Source organism: Tenacibaculum aquaeponti (assembly GCF_057221555.1).
This window is the reverse complement of the sequence record NZ_CM170147.1, coordinates 1,744,219-1,768,023: the sequence shown is the minus strand read 5'-3', so window position 1 is coordinate 1,768,023 and position 23,805 is coordinate 1,744,219. Positions and strand designations below refer to the sequence as shown.

Sequence of the window (23,805 nt, the reverse complement as noted above, 5' to 3'; positions counted from 1 at the left end):
CCGCTATTTTTATTAAGTATCCTTTATACTTAGCTTTTAAAACCATACAGTTTAACTGTATGGTTTTTTTATAAAATTTGTAAATATTGCTACTGCTTATATAATTTTTTTGCGTTTCTGTTTAGCAACTCAAATCGTGCTTTCAGAAATTTTCTATAGAAACTTTAGTGTTATTCTAACAATTTTGTTTCTATAAATAAGGACTTTAAATCACTATTATGAAATTAAAATTACTTTATCTTTTACTTTTTTTTATAAGTAATATAGCATTTGCTCAATGGCAAATGGAAGGAACAGCAAGATTTACAAACGATGCAACAGATGTAGCTATTGCGTCTGATACTAATGATGTTCCTTACATCGCTTATGCTGATAATACAGACGGACAAGTACATGTTAAAAAGTTTGATGGAACTAATTGGATTGATGTTGGTAGTAACGCAACTGGAGTTGTTATACCTAGTTTAATGGCAATAGCAATTAACCCAGTAACAGATCAACCATGGGTGGTTTATAGAAATAACAGTACAAGTAGATTAGATGTTATTAGATTTGATGGAACGAATTGGGTAACAGAAAGAACGTCGTTAACAAACTTTAACCCACATAGTAAAACTATTCTTAAATTTTCAGTTACAGGTAAAGCTTTTGTAGGTACTTCAAAAGTAGGTTCTTCTATTACTAATTCTTTATTTTACTTGTATTCAAATAGAAGTGGATCTTGGGCTCTTGAATTTAATAGAGATATTTTTGAAAACTGTTATGATTTAATTTCTGAAGATAATTTAGTTGTAGGCTGGGCGTATAGATTTAACAATTGGAGACCAAGAGCTACAAGGTATGGTTATAATGGAAATGCATGGAATATTACTTCGAATACTTCTTACACTCCAGCTGGAGGAGCAAATGCATATATGTTTACAATGGCAGGAACAGATTCTAAAATTGTTCACCATTATAATTACCAAGGAAATGTCCCAACAAATAGAATTGAAATGGTAGGTGGTACAAGGCCATCTGGAGCTGATTCTCCAAAAAAGAGAACTTTATTTATGGAATACAATGATTTAGATAAAAATTCTTATGCTTTGTATTATAATAGTAATGACGATTTAATTATTAATCAATACAATCAATATTTAAATTCTTGGAGTAATTTAAATATAGGATTAAATTTTACAGGAGTAGATCCAAAAGCCAAAATAACGGTTAATCAAACGGGAAGTAAGGTTTATGTAGCTTATATAGATAATAATAAAATTTCGGTTCAATATTACCCTATAAGTGCTCCTGTTAATCAAGTTTATGTTGATATTGATGCAACAGGAAATAACGATGGATCTTCTTGGGCTGATGCATATACTAATTTACAGGATGCGATAGATAATACAAATTTACCAACTCAAATTTGGGTTGCAGAGGGAACATATTTACCAACAAGTGGAACAGGAAATGGAAGAACTTTTAAACTAGAAAATAAAGTAGCTGAAATTTACGGAGGTTTTAATGGAACAGAAACTGCTTTAAACCAAAGAGATTTTAGAAATAATATTACTATATTATCTGGAGATTTAAATGGAGATGATAATACCAATATTAATAATGCAGAACCAACAAGAAGTGATAACTCTTATCATGTTGTATCATTAAAAGGTACTGGTAATGGAACCGTTATTGATGGTTTTACTATTGCAAATGGTAATGCTAATGGAGTTAATAGTACAAGTTGTTCTACTTCACCTACAAATCAAGATGTAGGAGCAAGAGGTGGTGCAATTATAGTTCAACCTTATAATGCTGGTAGAATAAATGCAACAATTCAAAATTGTACATTAGAAAATAACTCAGGATCAGATACAGCAGTTTATGCTCAATTTAATCCTTGCGGTCAAACCAATATAGTTGGAGATATAGATTTTAAAAGCTGTATAATTAGAAACAATTATTCAGATTCTGAATCTGCATTTTTATTTGCAGGTTCACAACAATATACTCAATATAGTAGAGGATCTTTAGTAAATAGTGTTTTTTATAATAATACTTCTTCTTCTGCTGCTTCTTGTGTTCGCTTAGTTACAAGCTCAGGAGGTAATACTACAGGAATAGATGTTGATGTAATCAATTCAACTTTTGCAAACAACACTGGTGTTCTTGGCAACGTATTTAAAATGGAAAGAGCAGCTAATAGTAGAATTAAAAATAGCATTATTTATGGAAATGGTTCTATATCTCCTTTTTCAATTACAACTAGTGGTTCTTCAGTAAGTAACTCTATAGTACAAGGAGGTCAGAGTGGTGGTATGTCTTCAGATCCTTTATATACAGATGCAGCAAATAATGATTTTACTTTACAAGCAGGTTCTAATGCTATAGATGGAGGTTTAAGTTCAGATGTACCTACAGATATTACTGAAGATTTAGCAGGAAATACAAGGATTTCTGGTGGAGCAGTAGATATGGGAGCTTATGAAACTGTAGTTACGCAATATACGTTAACATTAAATGCAACTGATGGAACAATAACACCAAACCCAGCAGGGGGAACTTATGATGATGGTACATCAATTACATTAACAGCTACACCAAATTCTGGTTACGAATTTACAGGATGGAGTGGTGATGCATCAGGAACAACAAACCCATTGGATATTACAATGGACGCAGATAAAACAGTTACAGCGACATTCGCACCAATTCAAAGAACACTAACATTAAATGCAACTAATGGAAGTGTTACTGCAACTCCAAATTCAGGTACAGGGGCTTATGACGATGGTAGTGTTATAACCTTAACAGCTACACCAGATGCTGGTTACGAATTTACGGGTTGGAGTGGTGATGCTTCTGGAACAACAAATCCATTGGATATTACAATGGACGCAGATAAAACAGTTACAGCGACATTTGCACCAATTCAAAGAACACTAACATTAAATGCTACAAACGGTAGTGTTTCAACGAATCCAAATCCAACCAATGGAACTTATGATAATGGAACTTTAGTTACCTTAACAGCTACACCAGATGCTGGTTACGAATTTACGGGTTGGAGTGGTGATGCTTCTGGAACAACAAACCCATTGGATATTACAATGGACGCAGATAAAACAGTTACAGCGACATTTGCACCAATTCAAAGAACACTAACATTAAATGCTACAAACGGTAGTGTTTCAACGAATCCAAATCCAACCAATGGAACTTATGATAATGGAACTTTAGTTACCTTAACAGCTACACCAAATGCTGGTTACGAATTTACGGGTTGGAGTGGTGATGCTTCTGGAACAACAAACCCATTGGATATTACAATGGACGCAGATAAAACAGTTACAGCGACATTCGCACCAATTCAAAGAAAACTAACATTAAATGCTACAAACGGTAGTGTTTCAACGAATCCAAATCCAACCAATGGAACTTATGATAATGGAACTTTAGTTACCTTAACAGCTACACCAGATGCTGGTTACGAATTTACAGGATGGAGTGGTGATGCTTCAGGAACTACAAATCCATTAGTAATTACAATGGATGCAGATAAAACTGTTAGTGCTGTTTTTAGTAGAGTTCAATATACGTTAACAATTAATGCAACTAATGGTAGTGTAACGACAAATCCTAGCCCAGTAAATGGAACATATGATGAAGGAACATTAGTTACTTTAACAGCAACAGCAGATTCAGGGTATCAATTTGATAATTGGAGTGGTGATGAATCAGGAACAACTAATGAAATAACTATAACAATGAATAGTAATAAAACAATTACTGCAAATTTTTCAGTAAACACATTAAGTATAAATGAAGAAGAGTTTCCAGTTCGTTTTAAGTTATATCCAAACCCAGTAAGTAATTATATAAACATTGAAACTAAGGAAGAAATTAAGGATATAAAATTATATTCTATGTTAGGAAAAGAAATTAAAGTAAGAGAATCGTCTTCAGAAGGAATTGAAGTTTCTAACTTAAGTAAAGGTATTTATTTCTTAATGATAAAAACTGATTCAGGAAAAGGAATCAGTAGATTTATCAAGAAGTAATAAATGAAAAGGAGTAAAGATAGATACCGGTTTGAAATAACTTTGATCATACTATATAGTTTTATTCTTTATGTATTGACAAAGTTATAGTCAAAGGGGATTAATTTAAAAGGGCTTATATTTTATAAGCTCTTTTTTTTAAATTGTGTTTAGTGTTAATTTTTAGTATGTTGATTTTAAATCCAATATATTTGCCAACTGTAAATGTTGCAAATGAATATTAAACTACAAATATTAGTTATTTCTCTTCTACTAATGAATCATGTTTCTAATTCTCAAGAAACATTACCAATTTATCAAGATTATCTTTCTGATAATGTGTATTTAGTACATCCAGCCGCTGCTGGAATAGGCGAATGCGGAAAAATTCGTCTAACAGCAAGAGGACAATGGTTAGGTATAAATAATGCACCACAGTTACAAACTTTAAGTTTTCATGCAAAATTTAAAGAAGATTCCAAAGCTGCATTTGGAGCTATTTTGTTCAATGATAGAAACGGATTCCATTCTCAAAAAGCTGTTCAAGGTAGTTATGCATATCATTTGAGTATGAGTAGAGGGGATATATTCAATCAATTATCGTTTGGATTATCTTTATCAATGGTTCAAAATCAAGTCGATCAAAGTACATTTGCTGGTGATCCTGTAGTAAGGCAAATTATTGAAAGTGAATTTTATTTTAATTCAGATTTTGGATTAGCTTATCATTATGGAGGTTTTTCTAGTTATTTAACAATAAAGAATATTTTTTTAACAGCTAAGGATAACTTAAATTCTGAATTTGACGCCTTAAATTTGAGGAATTATATACTAGGTGCTGGATATTATTTTAGTAAAAATGAAAAGTTTCAATTTGAACCTTCATTTATGTTTCAATTTAAAGAACAAACAGGAGAAAAAATTGTTGATTTAAATATGAAATTGTATAAGAAATTAAAAGGTTCTTTACTTTGGGCAGGTATTTCTTACCGATCTTCTTTCGATGGTAATTCTTTCGAAAATGCTCAATATTTTAGTCCTTTATTAGGTGTAAACTTTAAGAGATTTATGTTTTCTTATACATTTACAAAACAATCTGGAAACATTGCTTTTTCAGAGGGAGGATTTCATCAATTATCAGTTGGAATGAACTTATTATGTGCCAAAAGAAGATTAGCTGCCTGTCCTAATATTAACGGGCAATTGTTTTAAAAATCTAATTTTTCTATTAAACTATAATTAACACCATCTAATATGTTTTTTAATACAGTTATATCCTTGTTTGTGTAGAATATATTAGAAACATTATGTTTTATATTATTTAATAGTTTTTTCTGATTTAAGATTCTTTTGGTTTGTCTAGCTACTGCTTCACCTGAATCAATAATATTTATAGAGTTTTTAGTGATTTTTTTTATAGCATTTATTAAATAAGGGTAATGTGTACATCCTAAAACTAAACAATCGATATTTTCTTTAAGCATTGGATGTAAATATGACTCTAAAAGTGAAGTCATTTCTTTCGAATCTACTCTACCTTGCTCAATAAGCTCAACTAAGCCTTCACCAATGCGTTCTATAATCTTAATATCATTATCTATTAAAGACGATGTTTTTTCAAATAATTCACTATTTAAAGTTCCTTTGGTTGCAAGAATACCTATAGTTCTTGTTTTTGTTTGAAGAGAAGCTGGCTTAATGGCTGGTTCTATACCTATAAAAGGAACAGAATAATTAGATCTCAAATATTTTATAGCATTAGTTGTGGCTGTATTACAAGCAACAATAATAAGTTTACATTGTTTATTTATCAGAAATTCTGTGTTTTTTATAGAAAGATGAACAATTTCTTCTTTTGATTTTTGACCATATGGTGCATGTAAACTATCTGCCAAATATATAGTGTCTTCATTTGGCAAAAGTTGTTGAATTTCTTTCCAGATTGATGTTCCTCCAACACCAGAATCGAAAATACCAATAGGTTGATTTGATTTGTTAATCATATTAAAAGCAAAAATAAAAATCCTGCTTAATTTAAGCAGGATTTTTAAATATGGTTTTTAAACTTTAAGTAAGTTTTAGAATCCTAATTTAGCTTTTACAGCATTGTAGATATCTTCTCCTTTATCAAATACGATTAATCCTTTTCCAGGAGCAGAATCTAATACATATACAATACCTTTTTCAGAAGCTACAGCTTTAATTGCATCTTCAGCTTTCTGTAAAATAGGTGCTGTTTTTTCTTTATATTTTTTAGCCATTTCTTGGTTCATAGTTTGCTCTGCTTGAGCAATCTTAGCTCTATCTTGTTGGATTTCTTGAGCTCTTTGAGCATTTACTTCTTTTGTTTGATTTTTCCCCTCAGCATCATATTTTTTAAACTTTGCTTCTAAAGTTTTAAACATTCCTTCAATATCTGCTCTGTATGTTTTTTGTAATTTTTCTAATTCAGCTTTTAACGCCTTAGTTTCTGGCATTTCAGCTAATAATTTATCGGTATTAATATGTGCAGTTTTTTGTGCATTTACCGCTCCACCTAAACCAATCGTAAAAATTGCAACTAATAATAACGTTTTTAAATGTTTCATGTTTGTTTTAATTTAAAATTTTTGTTCTCTTTTCTGTTGTATAATCAGTTTTTATCTTTGCTATTGTTCTCTTCTTGTTTTTTTTTCTCCTCTTTAGCTTTTTTTAAGGCTTCTTTCTTCTCTCTCAATAATCTTCTCTTCTCTTCTCTAGCTTTTAAACGAGCTTCTCTTTTTTCATTAATAGCTTTAAGTTTTGCTTCACGATCAGAAACTTTTTTTTGTTTAATAGCTTCCTTTTTAGCTGCTCTTTGTTTAGCTTCTTCTGATTGACCTTCTTCAGTTAGTAATTTCTTTTTTGCAGCAATTTTGTCTCTTTTGTCTTGTTTTTTTACATCTATTTTAATCAGTTTTAAAACTAGTGAGCTAATATCGTGTTTTTTGTTAGAATATAACATCACTAACTCGCTAGATTTATCAAATACAAAATCATATTTTTTTCTAGAGGCAATAGTTTGTACTGCGTTGTACACTTGATCTTGAATTGGCTGGATTAGTTTTTTTCGTAAAATATACATGTCTCCATCAGGTCCAAAATATAAAGATTCAAGTTTTCTTAATGCTTCTTGTTTTACTTGAATATCCTCTTCTCGTTCTTCAATTAAATCTTGAGTTAAAATAGCCTTTTCATTGGCTAAATCTGTCTTCATCACTTCTATTTGTCTCGCTTCTTTATCAAGATTAGATCTCCATTTAGCTACTTTATCATCTAAAGCATTTTGAGCTTCTATATATTGTGGTATACTCTGTAGAATATAATCCATATCTATATATGCAATTCTCTGATTTTTTTGTGCAACACTTACACCTACTGCAAAAAGTAAAAGAACGAACGTAAAACTTATTTTTTTCATTGTTTATAGTGTATTTAGAAAAAACCGTGCCAAAAAACCGAAACGTTACAAATGTAGTATTTTAGAACTGTCTTCCAATAATAAAATGTGTTTGCCAACCAGATTTTTGAGAGAAACCAGGTAAAGGATCGAACCCGTGAGCAAAATCGATTCCTAGTAATCCAAAAGCAGGCATAAAAATACGCACTCCTAATCCAGCTGAACGCTTTAATTCAAACGGGTTAAATGTACTAAAATTGTCGTAAGCATTACCAGCTTCTAAAAATCCTAATGTGTAAATAGATGCAGAAGGCTTATCTGTAATAGAATATCTTAACTCTAATTGAAATTTATTATATATAGAGCCTCCATCTAAAGAAGATAAACTATTGTTTTCATAACCACGTAAACCTACAATTTCTCTACCATCTAACTGTCCTTGAGCAATTCCATCACCCCCAACGAAATAACGTTCAACAGGAGTTAAGCCAAGTTCATCATTATAAGAACCTAAATAACCAATTTCAAAGTTAGACATCAGGACTAATTTTTTAGCTAAAGCTGTATACCACTTTCCTTTTGCTGATAATTTATAATATTCTAACCATTTAAAACGATCTGCCAAGAAATCTTGTTGTTCAGTAGGAGTTAATCCGTCAGGTTGATCGGATAATTTTTTCCCATTAATTAGAGAGTAAGGTAAGGTAGCTTTTGCTTTTATAGAAAATTCAGAACCGTATGTAGGGAAAATTAAACTTGGTCCAGCTGAATTACGACTTAATACAGCTGTATACGATAGATTATTTAAGTTTCCGTTATTTAGAATAGCGTTAGAAGACCCTACCCTATATGGGAAATCATTTAATCCTATTCTTTGGTAGCTAATGCTCTGTGATAGAGAGAAAAAGTCATCTGGCCATCTTAAACGTTTACCTAAACCTATAGTGGCACCAAAAATATCTAAACTCTGACTTCTATCCACTTCTCTAGTTTGGAAATTAAATCTAAATTGATTTGAGTAAAAAATAGAGAATGATAAAGATTGTGGTTTTTTACCACCTAACCAAGGTTCGGTAAATGAAAAACTATAAGTACTATTTGTTCTACTTGCTTGTAAACGTAAAGATAAGCTTTGTCCGTCTCCCATTGGAAGAGGTTTATAAGCATCTTTGTTTAATATGTTTCTAATAGAGAAGTTATTAAATGATAAACCTAATGTACCAATAAAAGATCCGCCACCAAATCCACCTTGAAGTTCTATTTGACTACCTCCTTTTTCAACAACTGAAAATTCTATATCGGCAGTTTTGTTTGCATAATCTGGTTTTACATCAGGAGTAACATTAGTATCGAAGAATCCTAATTGACCAATTTCACGAATAGATCTAATAATATTTTGTCTGCTAAATAAATCTCCTGGTTTTACTCTTAGCTCTCTATAGATTACATGGTCATTTGTTTTATCATTTCCTACTACAGTAACTTTTCCAATAGTTGCAGGTTCATCTTCTCTAATTCTTATTTCAACTGTAATTGAATCATTTTTAACTTTAGTTTCTACAGCATTTACCGAAGAAAATAAATATCCATTGTTATGATATAATGATTGAATATCTTGAGAATCAGGAGTTCCGTCACCGGAAATTCGTTCTTTTAAAACTTTACCATTATAAACATCTCCTTTTTCTATTCTTAAAAATTGATTTAAAAACTCATCATTATATTTTTTATTACCCACAAAAATGATATCAGAAAATCTATATTGTCTACCTTCTTCAAGTTCTATTTCTAAGTTAATTGTATTATCATCGTTCCAAGTTAAACGATCGTTTAATATTCTAGCATCTCTAAAACCTAATTCACTATAGGTGTCTAAAACAGCTTCTAAATCTTCTTTAAAATCATCTTCAATATATTTTGAAGACTTCCAGAAACGTCCTAAAAACTTTCTTTTTGTATTTTTCATAGCTCCTCTTAACTTTCCATCAGATAAAGCTTTGTTACCTACAAAATCTATATTTTTAATTTTAATGCGATCTCCTTTATCAATATGAATAAACATATCAACAACATTAGTGTCTGTAGTATCTTTTTTAGTAGTTAAAGAAACTTTAGTTTTTAAGAAACCTTTATCGGTATATTTCTTTTTAAAATAATTTCTAGTAGTAACGATTAGGTTATCTGTAACTTGAGTTCCTTTTCGGAGTTCAGCTTCTTTTTGAAGATCTTTAGCTTTAGATTTACTGATTCCAGTAATTTTAATGTTGTTTAATTTAGGTAATTCAACAACATCAAACTGAAGATAAACAGTTTCACCATTAATTTTAGAAAGATATACATCTACTTCACTAAATTGTTTGCTTTCGTAAAGTTTTTTAATTGCACTGGTTAATTTATCTCCTGGTAATTTAATAGGTTGTCCAATTAAAAGTCCTGTGTAAACTTTTACAGTTTCTTCACTAAATTTTTGTAATCCAGTAACTGTAATCCCACCAAGAATATAATCTTTTCCTCTTTCGTAATTTATTTTACTCTTAGTATCCTTTTTTACAGGATTGATTGTATCTTTTGGTGATTCTTGAGCGTTAGCAATTGCTGTTAAAGCAATAAAAAAAACTGTAAAAAATAAATTTTTATACATTGGTATCAATCTGTTCACTTGTCTTTCCAAATCTTCGTTCTCTGTTTTGATAGTCTATTATAGCATCGAATAAATGATCCTTTCTGAAGTCAGGCCAAAGAGTATCAGTAAAGTATAGTTCTGCATAGGCCATTTGCCATAACAAAAAATTACTAATTCTTTGTTCCCCACTTGTGCGTATCATTAAATCAACGTCGGGCAAATTAAATGTATATAAATGACTATTTATAATTTTTTCGTCAATTTTTTTTATATCAATTTCGTTATTAACAACTTTTTTAGATATGTTTTTGATTGCATTAACAATTTCTTCCCTACTACCGTAACTTAGTGCAAACGTTAGTGTTATTTTAGAGTTTTTGCTAGTTTCTCCTATTACTTCTTGAAGCACTTTTTGAGCTTTTTTGGGTAGTTGATCTGTAGCGCCAATACTATTTACTCTAATATTATTTTTATGAAAATCGGGAACTTCTTTTTTTAATGAAGTAATAAGTAAGCTCATTAAAGCATCCACTTCTAATTTAGGTCTGTTCCAATTTTCAGTAGAAAAAGCATATAAAGTGATGTATTTTGTACCAATTTCACTTGCAGCCGCTACGGCTTCTCTAACAGCAGTTAAGGCATTTCGATGTCCAAAAACACGTTGCATTCCCTTTTTTTTAGCCCAACGACCATTACCATCCATAATAATGGCGATATGATTTGGAACTTTATTTAGGTTAATACGTTGTAGTTTTTCACTCATAAATTATTCTGATCGGCATAACATGCAGGTCTTCCAAATGTATATACAATAGAAAAACCTGTAAAGGTGTAAAAATCATTACCATTTCCTCCAAAATCAAGAGATGGTATTGAATTAGTTGTATAATCTATATCATCATCAAATGTTAAACGAACAGCAACTTCTAATCCGTAAGCTAAATGATCTGATATTCTTCCTTTAATTCCAACTCCTAAAGGAATTGCATAAGAAAATTTGTTTGTCAATAATATATTTGTGCCTTCTTGTCTTTTAGGGGTTTGATAATTATTACCAGCAACTTGTGCTAAAATGTAAGGCGTGAATGATTGTTCTCGTATTCTAATGTTATAATCAAAAAAGTTAAACTCAAGACCAATTGCTAGTTCATGTACAGTGTTAGATGTACTATAACCTCTTTGTTGTCTAAACAAGTTATCAGAGTCAGCATCAACGCCAATAACAGGTATGTAATTATAATTACCCCTTAGAGCAATTCTAGGGTTTAAATTATACTTATAAACAAGTCCTCCTGCAAGTTGGTTAGGTAACACGTAATTAGTTGCCCCTACATCTCCAATTAAATTAGAACCACCTAGGAAAAAGCCAATTTCGTGAATTTGCGAAAATGAAATACTTGAAATACAAGTTACTAATAATGTTAAAATATACCTTTTCATCTATTGAAAGCGTGCAAATATATGGAATTGAATTTGCTTTAAAAAGTTAATAATCTGTCTTTTTTGATTAACTTCCTTTTTGAAGAATTATTGTAAAAGTTTATGTTAAACAACTTACTTGTTTCTAGTGTCTTCCCCCCAAAGTAATTTTTGACGAAGAGTTTTTAGATAAGATTGATTTTCTAAAAGAATAGTTTTTACAGTAAAAGGAGCTTTCTGAATTTGAACAATAGTTTCTTGAGGTACTGTTGTTATTCGAGAGTCTAAAGAGATTAAAAAATCTTTTTCTCGTGCACTAATTTCTAATTGAATATTTGTTTTCTCTGGTATTATTATTGGTCTAGCATTTAAATTGTGTGGTGCAATAGGTGTTATAACTAAACTCGATGAGTTAGGTGAGATTACGGGTCCGCCACAGCTTAATGAATATCCTGTAGAGCCAGTAGGGGTAGATATAATTAAACCATCTGCCCAATAATTAGTTAGGTATTCTTCATTTAAATAAGTTTTAATACCTATCATAGAGGTGGTATTTCTTCTAGCTATTGTAACTTCGTTTAAAGCAAAATTTAATTCTGAAAAGGTTGCAGTTTCAGGAGTTGTTTTTATTTCTAATAAAGATCTTTCTTGTAAAGTGTATTTTCCTTCCATTATAGAAGCGACAGCTTCTTTTATTTCTTTTTTTTGTACGGTAGCTAAGAAACCTAATCTTCCTGTGTTAATTCCTAAAATAGGAATGTTTAAACTTCTGATATAAGTAACCGCTCTTAAGATTGTTCCGTCTCCACCTACTGTAAATAGCATGTCGAAAGAATCTGACAAATCATTAAAATGAGAAAAAACAGGATATTTTTTATTTAAAATATTATTCTCAACAAGAAGATTGTAATATTCTTCTTCAATGAAAACTACAATGTTGTTTTTTTCAAGACATTTTATAAGTGTTTTAACTTCTTGTTCTGCATTTAAAGAATACGATTGTGCGTATATAGCTACTTTTTTCAATTGTTCTAATATTATTAGTTAGAGAATTACATATCTAAGTATTTTCTTAAATAATTAGCTCTGTCTTTTAATTCTTCTAAATATGAGTCATCTTCGTGTTGAGAAACTACACTGTAATCATATCTTCTGAAGGTTTGAATAACTTCATTCATTTCTTCTGAAGATAATTTTATTGTAATTTCCACATTATCTACATTTTCTTTAGATACATATAAACCTAATAACTTTGCTTTATTACTTTCAACAATTTGAGAAACCTGACTCATGGAAAAATCTGATTTTGATTTAGCTACAATTAAAGTTTCATTGTCCTGATGCATAAAAGGACTGTCTGTAAAAACATCTAAAATATCACGTAAATCATAATAACCTATGTAGTTTTGGTTTTCATCTAAAACAGGAATGATGTTACAATCATTCTCAGCAAATAAAGTTATTAAATCTAGTAGTGTGGTTTTTGTATTTGTATGAAATTGATGAAGAAGATGTGTGTATTCTGAAAGTTTAACTTCTTTGTTTTCTGTAGTTTGAATATCATCTTCAGCGAAACAACCAATCAACTTATTATTTACAACTATTGGAATATGTGTAATTGGTAAATTTTTGCACAAATCATAAGCTTTAAACACAGAATCGTTTAGTGTTAGTGCCTTAATTTCTTTTAGGATATAATCGGTTATATTCATTATTACGAATATAGTTTAAAAACTTTTAATACATTATTTTTGTACTCTTAAAATACAATAATGACAAAGTTAAGCGTAAATATTAATAAGATTGCTACGTTACGAAATTCTAGAGGTGGTAACATTCCTGATTTGTTAAAAGTAGCATCAGATATTCAAGATTTTGGAGCAGATGGAATAACAATTCATCCAAGGCCAGATGAACGTCATATTCGATATCAAGATGCTTATGATTTAAAACCTGTAGTTGTTACAGAATATAATATTGAAGGAAATCCGATTCAAAAATTTAAAGATTTAGTCCTAAAAATACAACCGACTCAAGTAACATTAGTGCCTGATGGAGAAGATGTGTTAACTTCTAATGCAGGTTGGGATACTATAAAGCATCAATCATATTTGAGAGATATTATTTCAGAATTTAAAGATGCTGGTATACGAACTTCTATTTTTATAGAAACAGATTTAAATTTAATCGAAGCGGCTGCAACAACTGGTACAGACAGAATTGAATTGTATACAGAGAATTTTGCTGCTGAGTTTGCTAAAGGAAATAAAGATGCGGTTAAACCTTATACAGAAGCAGCTAAATTAGCAAGTCAGCTCGGATTAGGAATTAATGCTGGACATGATTTGAATTTAGAAAATATAAAGTTCTTTAAAGAAAACATACCCAATTTAGCAGAAGTTTCTATTGGTCATGCGTTAATCTCTGAAAGCATTTATTTAGGGATTGAAAATGTGGTTAATTTATATTTAGATCGTCTTAAATAATGAGTGAGATCTTACATAGTAAAGTGGTTGGAGAAGGGAAACCTTTATTGATTTTACATGGTTTTTTTGGTATGGGTGATAACTGGAAAAGTCATGCAAATAAGTTTGCGGAAGATGGTTTTCAGGTTCATTTAATTGATCAAAGAAACCATGGTAGAAGTTTTCATTCAGATGATTTTAATTATGAGTTATTGGTAGAAGATTTGTTAACTTATATTGAGAATAACAATTTTACTAAAGTAGATTTAATTGGGCATTCTATGGGAGGAAAAACAGCAATGCTGTTTGCTACAGAATATCCAGAATTGATTAATAAGTTAATTGTTGCCGATATTGCTCCAAAAGAATACCCGCCACATCATCAAGATATTATTAAGGCTTTAGAGTCTGTTGATTTTGAAAAGCATAATTCTAGAAAATTAATTGATGAAAAATTAAGTGAGTTAATTTCAGAAGTTGGTGTACGTCAATTCATTTTAAAAAATACCTACAGAAAAACAAAAGATCAATTAGCGTTTCGTTTTAATTTGAAGTCTTTGTCTGAGAATTATCATGAAATAGTTAAACCGTTACCGTCATTTACAGTTTTTGATGGAGAAACTTTGTTTTTAAGAGGAGGGAATTCTGGTTATGTTTTAGATGAAGATGGTTTTTTAATTAAAGCACATTTTCCTAAAGCTGAAATTAAAACAGTTCCTAATGCAGGACATTGGCTACATGCAGAAAATCCAAAAGATTTTTATAAAGAATCATTTACTTTTTTAAATAAATAACCTTGGCAAAGGCCAAGGTTATTTCTGAAAAGTGCCCAAAGGGCGGGCAAGGAAACTTATCCTCTGAAATTTTCTCTTCTTTCTCTCTTGTCTTCATTCATTTCTTTATAATCTTCCTTTAATTCTTTTTTTGTGGAAGTAATATCTGCTTGCATAGTTTTTGCAAATTCATTTAATAATTTTGAATTTGTCATTAGTTTACGTTTACCAGATGCTCTTTTTGCTAAAAAGTTAAAAGCTTTGATTTTATTATAAATTTCTTTTTGACGTTCAGTTCTAGCAATCTGAGTTTTTAAATCTCTTTTATCGTCAATTAAATCTCTACGATCATCATTTTTGTCTCGTTTTTCGTCACGAAACTCTCTTCTGTTTTTTACTGAGTTTCTTCTTAGGACATCGCGTTTAGATCTATTGAATTCTCTTTTAGAATTTCTTAATTCAGTTTTACTTTGTTTTAATTCAATTCTATCTTGTTCAATTTTACGTTCACTTTGTTTGATTTCTCTTTTCATGTCAGAAAGGATGTCAATTTTCAGTGTTTTAACAAGTTTAGTGTTGTGATTTATAAAAGCATCTTCGAAAGCAATTATCTTTTTTTCAAATGCTTCTAATTGACGAATATCTTTTTGCAACTGTTTCTTCCCTGTGGCAATTGCATATTTATTGTCAAGTTTTTCTTTTTTGTCTTTAAAATTCTGAGCGTTTGTTAAAGAACAGGTAAGACTAAAAAATGCTACCATTATAATTTTCAATGTCTTCATAATTCCTTATTTTGTTACTAAGACAATTAAAAATCAAAAAGGTTTAAAAGAGAAAAAAATTATTCAACAAAAATATTGTAGGTGTTGTTTTTAATTTCAAAATCTGTGTTTTCTATTTTGATATCATTAATCTCTACAGTGGAAGGACAGCAACCGTCTGAATTAATAACTTTTGCGTTTGCAGAAATATGAAAAGAATCTACATCAGATAATTTTACAGCGTATTTTAAAATTTCAGATTTTGAAATAAAATTTTCAATATATAAAGTGTATGTAGTAGTATCTATAAAGGTGTCTATAGCAGTATTGTCATTCTCTCTGATAATATTTATGTCGTCTTTGGAGATTGTGTTATTTTGAATTAAATTTTCGTTTGAATTTTTATCAATTAATTTAAAACTGAAATTAAAAGAATTAGGACAGTAAATGACTGCATCAAAAGTATCATTGCAATCTCCGTTTGAATTGCACGATTGTAAAATTATAATGGTAAATAGTAAAAAAAACTTTTTCATTTTAATAGTGTTTAATATGTATATAAATAGATATTAAACATAAATAAAGGTTGCGTTCTTTTTATTATTAAAAAGTAATTATTTAATGATTATTTTGAGTGAGTTTTTTCTGGTAACGCCCTTGGACAACATCTGATATAATAAGTATTGTAATAACAAAATAAAAAGTTGTTTTACTCATAGGTTCAACTGGGTTTCCAAATAGTTTTATATGAGCTAAATGCCCTCCTTCTGTTACTAGCATTATACCTACAATTAAAAGAATGAAAAGTCCAAGTACTTCATACATTCTGTTTTTTGCTAAGAAATTAGATACTCTATCTGCTAAAACTAACATTAGTAAACCGCTAATAACAATTGCAATAGCCATTACAATAAAAGCAGTAGTAGAATTTTTCATGCTACTTGTTAAACCTATTGCTGCTAAAATAGAGTCAAAAGAAAAAACAAGATTCATGATAACGATGCTAACGATGGCAGCATTAGCTGTTTTTTTTCCGTTTCCTTCTGCTTCAGGATCGTGATTTAAATTTTTAACACCTATCATGTGCCAAATTTCTTTTATAGCTGTATATATGATGAAACCACCACCAACTAAAACAATAATACTATGACCATTAAAAGCAAATTCAACGATGTCTTTTGCTCCTCCACTTAACCAAGAAAAAGGAGTTTGGAAAAAGTCTATAATAGAAATCAAAACAAAAAGAAGCACAATTCTTAAAGCGATTGCAATTAAAACACCTGTTTTACGAACCCTTTTTCTATCAGCTTCTGGGGCTTTTTTAGATTCTAAAGAAATATATAATAAGTTATCGAATCCTAAAACAGCTTGTAAAAAAACTAGCATTAAAAGAGTGAAAATAATTCCAACCATAATAAGAAAATCTTTTTTTAATTTTTTTTGCTAATTTATACTAAATATGCAAGCGATCAAATTTAATGTAGAATTTTGTTAAACAAAAACGAGACTAATAAACATAAGTCTACTGTCTCGTTGCTCCCCCGTCCTTATTAAGTTACGAAAACTTCAAGGGATTTTTTTGTTTATTTTGTTTGTAATTATGTCAATACTGTTGTTAATTGTTTGTTTTTCTTCTAAAAACTTTTCGAAAACTAATAATATTGCTTTAGCAATTATCATGTTTTTTCGTTTCCCTGAATAAACCTTTTGTATCATTTCTAAAGAAAAGTGATAGCCAAGTTCTGATAGATGGCTTTTTACTTTTTCTCGATACTTTGGAGGTTTTATTTTTTCTAATTCTTTTCGTTGCAAATCTGTTATCATAAAAACTTTACATGTTTTTAAATTTTGAAAAGCACTTTGCTCTATATTTGTACGAACTTTGTACTAAATTCCATTACAAAGTTATGAACAAAATTCTAAAAACAAAAACAAAATTCTAATTATTTAGAAAAAAGTTACTTTTATGAGCGATTTTATTGATGAAACATACAAAAGAGTTGAAGAGATAATCGTAAATAAAAACATGAATATTAGATCTTTTGAAGATAAAATTTCAGTATCAAATAACTCAATAGGTACTGCAATTAGGAGAAAAGCTTCTTTTAAAAGTAATGTGTTGAACAAAATTCTAAATTCATTTCCAGATATCAATCCAACTTGGTTGTTAACAGGAAGAGGAAATATGTTTGTTACTGATGTTATAAATACAGAGATTAGTGAACCAAAAGAGAATTATGAAATAAAAAAAACTTCAAAGTTAAAAACAGAATTAATTCAATTACTAATTGAAGATGATGAAGTTAAAAACATTTTATTTCATGAATTAAAACAGTTTTTAAAAGAAAAAAAATAAAAAATGAGATTCTATTAAAATCTTACATGCACTTTATGTGGTTTTTTTCTTTTTCAGTAAATAAAACTCTTGGTTCTCAAGAAGAAAAGTATTAATTTTGCACCCAATTTTTTAAGAAGATAGTCATAACATGAATATTACAAAAGAGAATATAGATGCGTTAAACGCTGTTGTAAAAGTTGATATCGTAGCTGAAGATTACAAAGATAAGGTTGCTGAAGTTCTTAATGATTATAGAAAAAAAGCAAATATTCCTGGGTTTAGAAAAGGTCATGTACCAATGGGAATGGTAAAGAAGCAATACGGTAAATCCGTAATGATTGATGAAGTAAATAAGCTTTTACAAGAGAGTTTAAACAAGTTTTTAGTAGAAGAGAAATTAGATATTCTTGGTAATCCATTACCGATTGTTAAGGATGATTTTTCTTGGGATACAGATCAATTCACTTTTGAATTTGAATTAGGTTTAGCTCCTGAATTTAGTGTTGATTTAGAAGGTAAAAACAAAATCAATGAATATAAGATTGTAGCTACTGATGAATTAATTGATAAAGAGGTTGAAAATATTCAAACTCGTTACGGAAAATTAATCGCTCAAGAAGTTGCTGAAGAGCATTCTAATGTTACTGGAACTTTTGTTAATGAAGAAAAAGGAATTAACAAAAAATCAACTTTCTTAGTAAATGATTTAAAAGGAAAGAAAAACGAGAAGAAATTAATCGGAGCAAAAGCAGGTGATGTAATTGAATTAGAGACTAAGAAACTTTTCGAAGAAGATTTCAAGTTGCAGCAAGTTTTAGGTGTTTCTAACGAAGATGCTAAAGATTTAGATATAAAAGTTACTTTTACAGTAGAAGAAGTTAACAAAACTGAGTTAGCAGAATTAGATCAAGAGTTATTTGATAAGTTATTTGCTGATGGTAGCGTTAAAACTGTTACTGAGTTAAAAGATAAAATTAAGGAAGATGCTGAAAAGCAATTCCAACAACAAGCAGATCAACAATTATTAAATGCAGTTACAGAGCATTTAATCGAGAATACTAAATTTGATTTACCTGAAACGTTCTTACAAAAGTGGTTACAAACTGCTGGAGAGAAAGAATTAACTTTAGAAGAAGCTAAAGAAGAGTATTCAAAATCTGAAAAAGGTTTACGTTACCAATTAATCGAAGGAAAGATTATGAAAGATAACGGAATCAATTTAGATTATGCTGAGTTGTTAGACTACGCAAAAGGATTTATTAAAGCTCAAATGGCTCAATTTGGAAACATGAATCCAGAAGAGGAAGAGTTAAATAACATCGCAGGTAGAGTTTTAGCTAACCAAGAAGAAGCACAACGTTTACAAACGCAATTACTTTCTCAAAAACTTTTAGGTTTCTTTAAAGAGAATATGAAGTTTAAGAGTAAAGAAGTTTCTTACGAAGATTTCATTAAAGAAGTTTATAAGTAAAACTGTAATATAATATATTCAAAATTGAAAGCGAGATAGAAATATCTCGCTTTTTTAATGCTTTAATTTTTAATTATAAATAATATCAAATTTATATACAGGGTCTTCATTATCAAATTCAAATATTTTAGAATAATCCATTACGTTTTCAATATTATCTAACTTACATAAATAAGCAACTACAGCTGATAAACCGTTAAATAAAGTATCTTTATTGGTAGTTTTGTTAGGTTTCTTATTGTAATGACAAAGTGGAACAATAAAACCACATGCTTCTAAAAATATTTTTTCAATATTTAATAATTCCAAGGGAGTATAACCATTAAACTTTCTACCTAATTTTTGATGTATTTGGCCTATGTAGTTTAATTCAGTAGATCCATGATCATCAGATAAATGTTTCCAACTATCATGATTGTCTAATATGTTTCCAACAGCACAAGCTGAACAACACTCTGGGTTTAATTCATTATTATGAAAAGCATTGTATAATTTAATTAAAGCTTGTTCTAAACGTTTAGGTGTTTTCATCTGTATTACTATATGTCTACTTTAAATATACAAAATAATGGTTGTACCTTTGCAGAAATTAAGTTAAATGATAGCTTTCGAAGATTTAGATTTATCAAATCCATTAAGAAATTCAATTGCCGATTTAGGATTTACACATTCAACACCAATTCAGGCTCAAGCATTTCCAGTAGTGCGATCAGGAAAAGATGTGGTTGGAATCGCACAAACAGGTACAGGTAAAACTTTTGCATATATTTTACCAATACTAAGGGATTTAAAGTTTTCTAAACAATTACATCCAAGAGTACTTATTCTTGTGCCTACTAGAGAACTGGTTATACAGGTTGTTGAAGAGATAGAAAAATTAGCAAAGTATATTACGTTAAGAGTTTTAGGAGTTTACGGAGGTGTAAATTTAAATAGACACAAACAAGCTGTTGCAGAAGGTTGTGATATTATTGTAGCAACACCTGGTAGATTGTATGATTTAGCAGTAAGTAGAGTTTTAAAATTGAAATCGATCCAGAAATTAGTAATTGATGAAGTTGATGTGATGTTAGATTTAGGATTTAGATTTCAAATTTTAAATATTTTCGATTTGCTTCCTGAAAGAAGACAAAATATTATGTTTTCTGCAACTATGACTGAAGATGTAGAGGCATTAATCGATGATTTTTTTGTAGCACCTAAAAAGATAGCTATTGCTGTAAGTGGAACACCTTTAGATAATATTGAGCAAACTGCTTATGAAGTTCCTAACTTTTACACCAAGATTAACTTAATTAACTATTTGCTTTTTGATAAAAATGAGTACAATAAGGTTTTAATCTTTGCGCCTAATAAGAGAAATGCAGATCGTATTTTTAATCTTTTAGAAGAAGAGTTTCCAGGGCATAATTGTGTTATTCATTCTAATAAAACTCAGAATTATAGAATTAAATCTATAGAGAATTTTAATGAAGGAAAGCATAGAATTTTAATAGCAACAGATGTTATTGCACGTGGTTTAGATTTACAAGAGATTTCTCATGTCATTAACTTTAATCCAACCCTTTTCCCAGAAAACTACATGCATAGAATAGGTAGAACGGGTAGAGCAGAGCATAAAGGGAAGTCTATTTTATTAAGTACAGCTAAAGAGCAAGAAGCAAAAACTAGAATAGAAGAACTGATGGATTATGTAATTCCAAAGCTCGATATTCCAGAACAAGTGGAAATTTCTAATCAATTAACTGAAGAAGAAAGACCAAAGGAAGATAAATCACAATCAAGGAATAGAAGTTCTCAAGAATATGTTCCTGGTCCAGCTTTCCATGAAAAGAAGGATAAAAATAAAAAGGTGAATTTAGGAGGAAGTTATAGAAGAGAGATTGCGAAGAAATATAAAAAGCCTAAGACTAAGGGAGATAAAAATTTCAATAAAAGAAATAAAAAGAAATGATGCAGGCACTTACAGAACAAGAGTTACACAATTTAGCGATGAATTTTGTAGGGAAAAAAATTCAAAAAATGGGCTATGAATTTGTTGCTGTAAATAGTCAATTAAAAAAACATCCACAATTTGTATTGTTCAAAAAAGGAGAACCAACAATATTTGTTTTAGTTAAAGCAACTAAAAATTTACAGAATCCAAATGAGTATGATACTATTTGGATGGAAACATTTATAGCACATGCAAAGAAGATGAATGCTAAAGTTTGGTATGCTGGAGTTGGTATAGCAAATTCAGAAAGTGTTGATTTACCAGTTTTTAAAGACCAACCGTACTATTTTGCTTTTGATGATATTGTAAAATTATAGTATTGATAATCAGTGTAATGCAGAATATGTGAAATTTATGTCCATTTATAGCTATTTCCAAACATTTAATACAAAAGAGGAAAAAACCTTGAGAAAAACGCAACCTTCTGTGTATCTTTGTGTTGGGATTATTTTAAATTATTAACTATCATGGGGAAATTATTACTTAAGAGAGTTAGTGGTTTTTTTAAAAGTTTATTCGGACTATTAGCAGACTTCGGAAGCGGAGCAAGCTATGCTTTAAGAAATTAAAAGAAAAACCGTTAACGGAGACACTTATTACGGGCTAAGTAATAAGTGTTTTTTTATTCCCCTTAAGATATTAATGAAACAATTACTTCAAGAAATCCATAATTGCACAATTTGTAAAGATTTTTTAGAGCCTAAGCCAGTTGTTGAGGCTAGTGTAGATTCTAAAATTATAATCATTGGACAAGCTCCTGGAACTAGAGTACATGCTACTGGTATTCCTTGGAACGATCCTAGTGGTAAACAATTACGAAAGTGGTTGAATGTTACAGATGAACAATTTTACAATACATCGCTTTTTGGAATAATACCAATGGGATTTTGTTACCCTGGAAAAGGGAAATCAGGAGATCTTCCACCAAGAAAAGAGTGCGCTCCAGAATGGCATCAACAGTTATGGGATAAAATGCCTAATGTAGAGTTAGTATTGTTAATAGGAATGTATGCACAAAACTATTATTTAAAGGATAAAGCAAAACGAACATTAACGGAAACGATAAATAATTATGAAGACTATTTACCAGATTATTTCGTATTGCCTCATCCATCACCAAGAAATAGATTTTGGTTGTCTAAAAATCCTTGGTTTGAAAAATTTGTAGTTCCAGAATTAAGAAACCGAGTTAGCAAGATTTTGAGCTAAAATCAATTTCATGTAGTTAGTGTCATTAAAAATTTCAGGAATAAGTATTTCTTGTAAAATACATTTGTCTAAAATAAAAGAGAATACTTTTTCTTGTAATTGAGATTCTGTATACGTTTGCTTTATATCTTCATCTTCTAGTAATTGCTTACATAATTTGTTAGTTGAGATTGCTTCTTCAAAGTAGAAAACTAAATTTTCCCAGTCCTGTAATTCTAATATTTCAATTTCATTCATCTGTGGACTATTGAATTCTAAAAAAGAGACTTCATCTTTCTCAGAGATTTTAACTGTAGGATTTAATTTGAATTTTGTTTTGTAAAGCGTATTTATATCATGAGATCTGAAATAATCATAAACCGCAAATAAATATTCTTTTCTACGTTCAGAAATCTCAAATCGTTTTTTCCAAAGGGAATTTTCTAGCCCTTTCTTAGTGATGTCTTTATAAACTTCAGGATATTCATACATTAATAAAGCTTCTATTTGTTCACATGCATGTAAAGATCTTTTTGCATATCCAATAGCATGTACATAGTTGGTTTGAAAACCTGCGAGATGAAAGTTTGTTAATTTGGCGAAATTCGGATCAACATTTTCTAGTAAAGGACTTATACCGATGTCATTTTTACTAGCTAAAGCATGACCTAATAACTGTTCAAAAATCATATTAAACATACCAACATCTATTTTAGTGAATAAATGCTCGTTTTTATGGATCATTTCTAATGCTTTTGAATATAAATTCTTGTAAAAGTTTAAATCATTTCCACCAATAACACCAGCATTAAAAGCTAATACTTTTTGATTTTGATACAACGAATTCACAATTTCTGTAGGAACAAAATCAAAAACTTTTAAAATAGCATCTAATGTTTCCTGGTAAATAGGATAGTTGTCTTCTATATTCTGACAGAAAATAGGACTATTTACTTTTGATTCAGGAAACTTTTCCCAAATGAAAACATCAGTATCTACATGAATAAAAGGTTGTTTTTGTAAACTATAGGTGTGAAGTTTTGGAAGCGCCCAAAGATTAGAATCATAAGAATCTAAATCATCTAAAGTGGTGTGGATTTCCGTGTACGGTAGATTTAAAATATCACCCAATACTTTTTTACCATATTGATCTGTATATAGTGTAATTTCTGAATAATACTCTTTAAATTTCAAACAACTCAATGCTATACTATAATAGAAGTATTTTTCATCAAGCCAACCTCCTTTGAATCTTGCATTAGGATGATTGGAGTTTTTTAGAAAAGGTTTAGACCAAAAGCTTTGTATAATCATAATGTAGAGAAAGAATT

The 23,805-nt window shown here is 29.7% G+C and carries 23 protein-coding genes; 9 read left to right on the top strand and 14 right to left on the bottom strand.

The window, feature by feature from the left end:
- The first annotated feature begins 218 nt into the window (after positions 1 to 218).
- On the top strand, positions 219 to 4,043 hold the full coding sequence (locus AC2TEO_RS07820; RefSeq protein ID WP_442267568.1) for an InlB B-repeat-containing protein: 3,825 nt from the start codon (positions 219 to 221) through the stop codon (positions 4,041 to 4,043).
- A 213-nt stretch (positions 4,044 to 4,256) separates the two neighbouring features.
- A complete protein-coding gene (locus AC2TEO_RS07815) occupies positions 4,257 to 5,234 on the top strand; it encodes a PorP/SprF family type IX secretion system membrane protein (RefSeq protein ID WP_442267567.1) in 978 nt (325 codons plus the stop codon).
- Here AC2TEO_RS07815 and murI read toward each other — a convergent pair.
- The 8 genes from murI to AC2TEO_RS07775 all read right to left on the bottom strand — a co-directional run bounded on the left by murI (position 5,231) and on the right by AC2TEO_RS07775 (position 13,194).
- On the bottom strand, positions 5,231 to 6,025 hold the full coding sequence (gene murI / locus AC2TEO_RS07810; RefSeq protein WP_442267566.1) for a glutamate racemase: 795 nt from the start codon (positions 6,023 to 6,025) through the stop codon (positions 5,231 to 5,233). The genes AC2TEO_RS07815 and murI overlap by 4 nt on opposite strands.
- A 75-nt stretch (positions 6,026 to 6,100) precedes the next feature.
- Positions 6,101 to 6,610 carry an OmpH/Skp family outer membrane protein gene (locus AC2TEO_RS07805; protein WP_442267565.1) on the bottom strand — a complete coding sequence of 170 codons (510 nt, stop codon included), beginning with the start codon at positions 6,608 to 6,610 and terminating at the stop codon, positions 6,101 to 6,103.
- Positions 6,611 to 6,654: 44 nt separating this feature from the next.
- A complete protein-coding gene (locus AC2TEO_RS07800) occupies positions 6,655 to 7,461 on the bottom strand; it encodes an OmpH/Skp family outer membrane protein (RefSeq protein ID WP_442267564.1) in 807 nt (268 codons plus the stop codon).
- A 61-nt stretch (positions 7,462 to 7,522) separates the two neighbouring features.
- A complete protein-coding gene (bamA, locus tag AC2TEO_RS07795; protein ID WP_442267563.1) occupies positions 7,523 to 10,081 on the bottom strand; it encodes an outer membrane protein assembly factor BamA in 2,559 nt (852 codons plus the stop codon).
- Complete coding sequence (uppS, locus tag AC2TEO_RS07790; protein ID WP_442267562.1) at positions 10,074 to 10,826, bottom strand: undecaprenyl pyrophosphate synthase; 753 nt, start codon at positions 10,824 to 10,826, stop codon at positions 10,074 to 10,076. The genes bamA and uppS overlap by 8 nt, the downstream gene beginning before the upstream one ends.
- Complete coding sequence (gene porG / locus AC2TEO_RS07785; protein ID WP_442267561.1) at positions 10,823 to 11,503, bottom strand: type IX secretion system protein PorG; 681 nt, start codon at positions 11,501 to 11,503, stop codon at positions 10,823 to 10,825. Before porG ends, uppS begins: the two co-directional genes overlap by 4 nt.
- A gap of 114 nt (positions 11,504 to 11,617) precedes the next feature.
- Positions 11,618 to 12,508 (bottom strand): NAD kinase, encoded by an 891-nt coding sequence (locus AC2TEO_RS07780; protein WP_442267560.1) that lies wholly within the window; start codon positions 12,506 to 12,508, stop codon positions 11,618 to 11,620.
- 26 nt (positions 12,509 to 12,534) lie between these two features.
- Positions 12,535 to 13,194, bottom strand: coding sequence for a CBS domain-containing protein (locus tag AC2TEO_RS07775; protein WP_442267559.1), 660 nt, complete (start codon positions 13,192 to 13,194; stop codon positions 12,535 to 12,537).
- Between the two features lie 60 nt (positions 13,195 to 13,254).
- Between AC2TEO_RS07775 and AC2TEO_RS07770 the strand changes: the two genes are divergently transcribed.
- Together AC2TEO_RS07770 and AC2TEO_RS07765 are read left to right on the top strand one after the other, a co-directional pair.
- On the top strand, positions 13,255 to 13,968 hold the full coding sequence (locus AC2TEO_RS07770; protein WP_442267558.1) for a pyridoxine 5'-phosphate synthase: 714 nt from the start codon (positions 13,255 to 13,257) through the stop codon (positions 13,966 to 13,968).
- Complete coding sequence (locus tag AC2TEO_RS07765; RefSeq protein WP_442267557.1) at positions 13,968 to 14,741, top strand: alpha/beta fold hydrolase; 774 nt, start codon at positions 13,968 to 13,970, stop codon at positions 14,739 to 14,741. The genes AC2TEO_RS07770 and AC2TEO_RS07765 overlap by 1 nt, the downstream gene beginning before the upstream one ends.
- 56 nt (positions 14,742 to 14,797) lie before the next feature.
- On the opposite strand, the gene AC2TEO_RS07760 is transcribed toward AC2TEO_RS07765, so the two are convergent.
- From AC2TEO_RS07760 to AC2TEO_RS07745, 4 genes are all read right to left on the bottom strand, one after another.
- Positions 14,798 to 15,502, bottom strand: a complete 705-nt coding sequence (locus tag AC2TEO_RS07760) for a hypothetical protein (protein WP_442267556.1) — start codon at positions 15,500 to 15,502, stop codon at positions 14,798 to 14,800.
- Positions 15,503 to 15,561: 59 nt separating this feature from the next.
- Positions 15,562 to 16,017, bottom strand: a complete 456-nt coding sequence (locus tag AC2TEO_RS07755; RefSeq protein WP_442267555.1) for a hypothetical protein — start codon at positions 16,015 to 16,017, stop codon at positions 15,562 to 15,564.
- Between the two features lie 82 nt (positions 16,018 to 16,099).
- Entirely contained in the window at positions 16,100 to 16,894 is a 795-nt protein-coding gene (locus AC2TEO_RS07750) for a TerC family protein (RefSeq protein ID WP_442267554.1), read from the bottom strand.
- A 153-nt stretch (positions 16,895 to 17,047) separates the two neighbouring features.
- Entirely contained in the window at positions 17,048 to 17,305 is a 258-nt protein-coding gene (locus tag AC2TEO_RS07745) for a hypothetical protein (protein ID WP_442267553.1), read from the bottom strand.
- 142 nt (positions 17,306 to 17,447) lie between these two features.
- On the opposite strand from AC2TEO_RS07745, the gene AC2TEO_RS07740 reads away from it, so the two are divergent.
- Entirely contained in the window at positions 17,448 to 17,837 is a 390-nt protein-coding gene (locus tag AC2TEO_RS07740; RefSeq protein WP_442267552.1) for a hypothetical protein, read from the top strand.
- A 130-nt stretch (positions 17,838 to 17,967) separates the two neighbouring features.
- Positions 17,968 to 19,290 (top strand): trigger factor, encoded by a 1,323-nt coding sequence (tig, locus tag AC2TEO_RS07735; protein ID WP_442267551.1) that lies wholly within the window; start codon positions 17,968 to 17,970, stop codon positions 19,288 to 19,290.
- Between the two features lie 69 nt (positions 19,291 to 19,359).
- On the opposite strand, the gene AC2TEO_RS07730 is transcribed toward tig, so the two are convergent.
- Positions 19,360 to 19,821: a Na(+)-translocating NADH-quinone reductase subunit F gene (locus AC2TEO_RS07730; RefSeq protein WP_442267550.1), complete on the bottom strand. Its 462-nt coding sequence runs from the start codon at positions 19,819 to 19,821 to the stop codon at positions 19,360 to 19,362.
- A 67-nt stretch (positions 19,822 to 19,888) separates the two neighbouring features.
- On the opposite strand from AC2TEO_RS07730, the gene AC2TEO_RS07725 reads away from it, so the two are divergent.
- From AC2TEO_RS07725 to AC2TEO_RS07715, 3 genes are all read left to right on the top strand, one after another.
- Entirely contained in the window at positions 19,889 to 21,244 is a 1,356-nt protein-coding gene (locus tag AC2TEO_RS07725; protein ID WP_442267549.1) for a DEAD/DEAH box helicase, read from the top strand.
- Positions 21,244 to 21,603, top strand: a complete 360-nt coding sequence (locus tag AC2TEO_RS07720; RefSeq protein ID WP_442267753.1) for a DUF8840 domain-containing protein — start codon at positions 21,244 to 21,246, stop codon at positions 21,601 to 21,603. The genes AC2TEO_RS07725 and AC2TEO_RS07720 overlap by 1 nt, the downstream gene beginning before the upstream one ends.
- Positions 21,604 to 21,928: 325 nt before the next feature.
- Positions 21,929 to 22,495 (top strand): uracil-DNA glycosylase family protein, encoded by a 567-nt coding sequence (locus tag AC2TEO_RS07715; protein WP_442267548.1) that lies wholly within the window; start codon positions 21,929 to 21,931, stop codon positions 22,493 to 22,495.
- Here the strand turns inward: AC2TEO_RS07715 and AC2TEO_RS07710 are convergent.
- Entirely contained in the window at positions 22,463 to 23,788 is a 1,326-nt protein-coding gene (locus AC2TEO_RS07710) for a DUF6734 family protein (protein WP_442267547.1), read from the bottom strand. The genes AC2TEO_RS07715 and AC2TEO_RS07710 overlap by 33 nt on opposite strands.
- Positions 23,789 to 23,805: the final 17 nt, after the last annotated feature.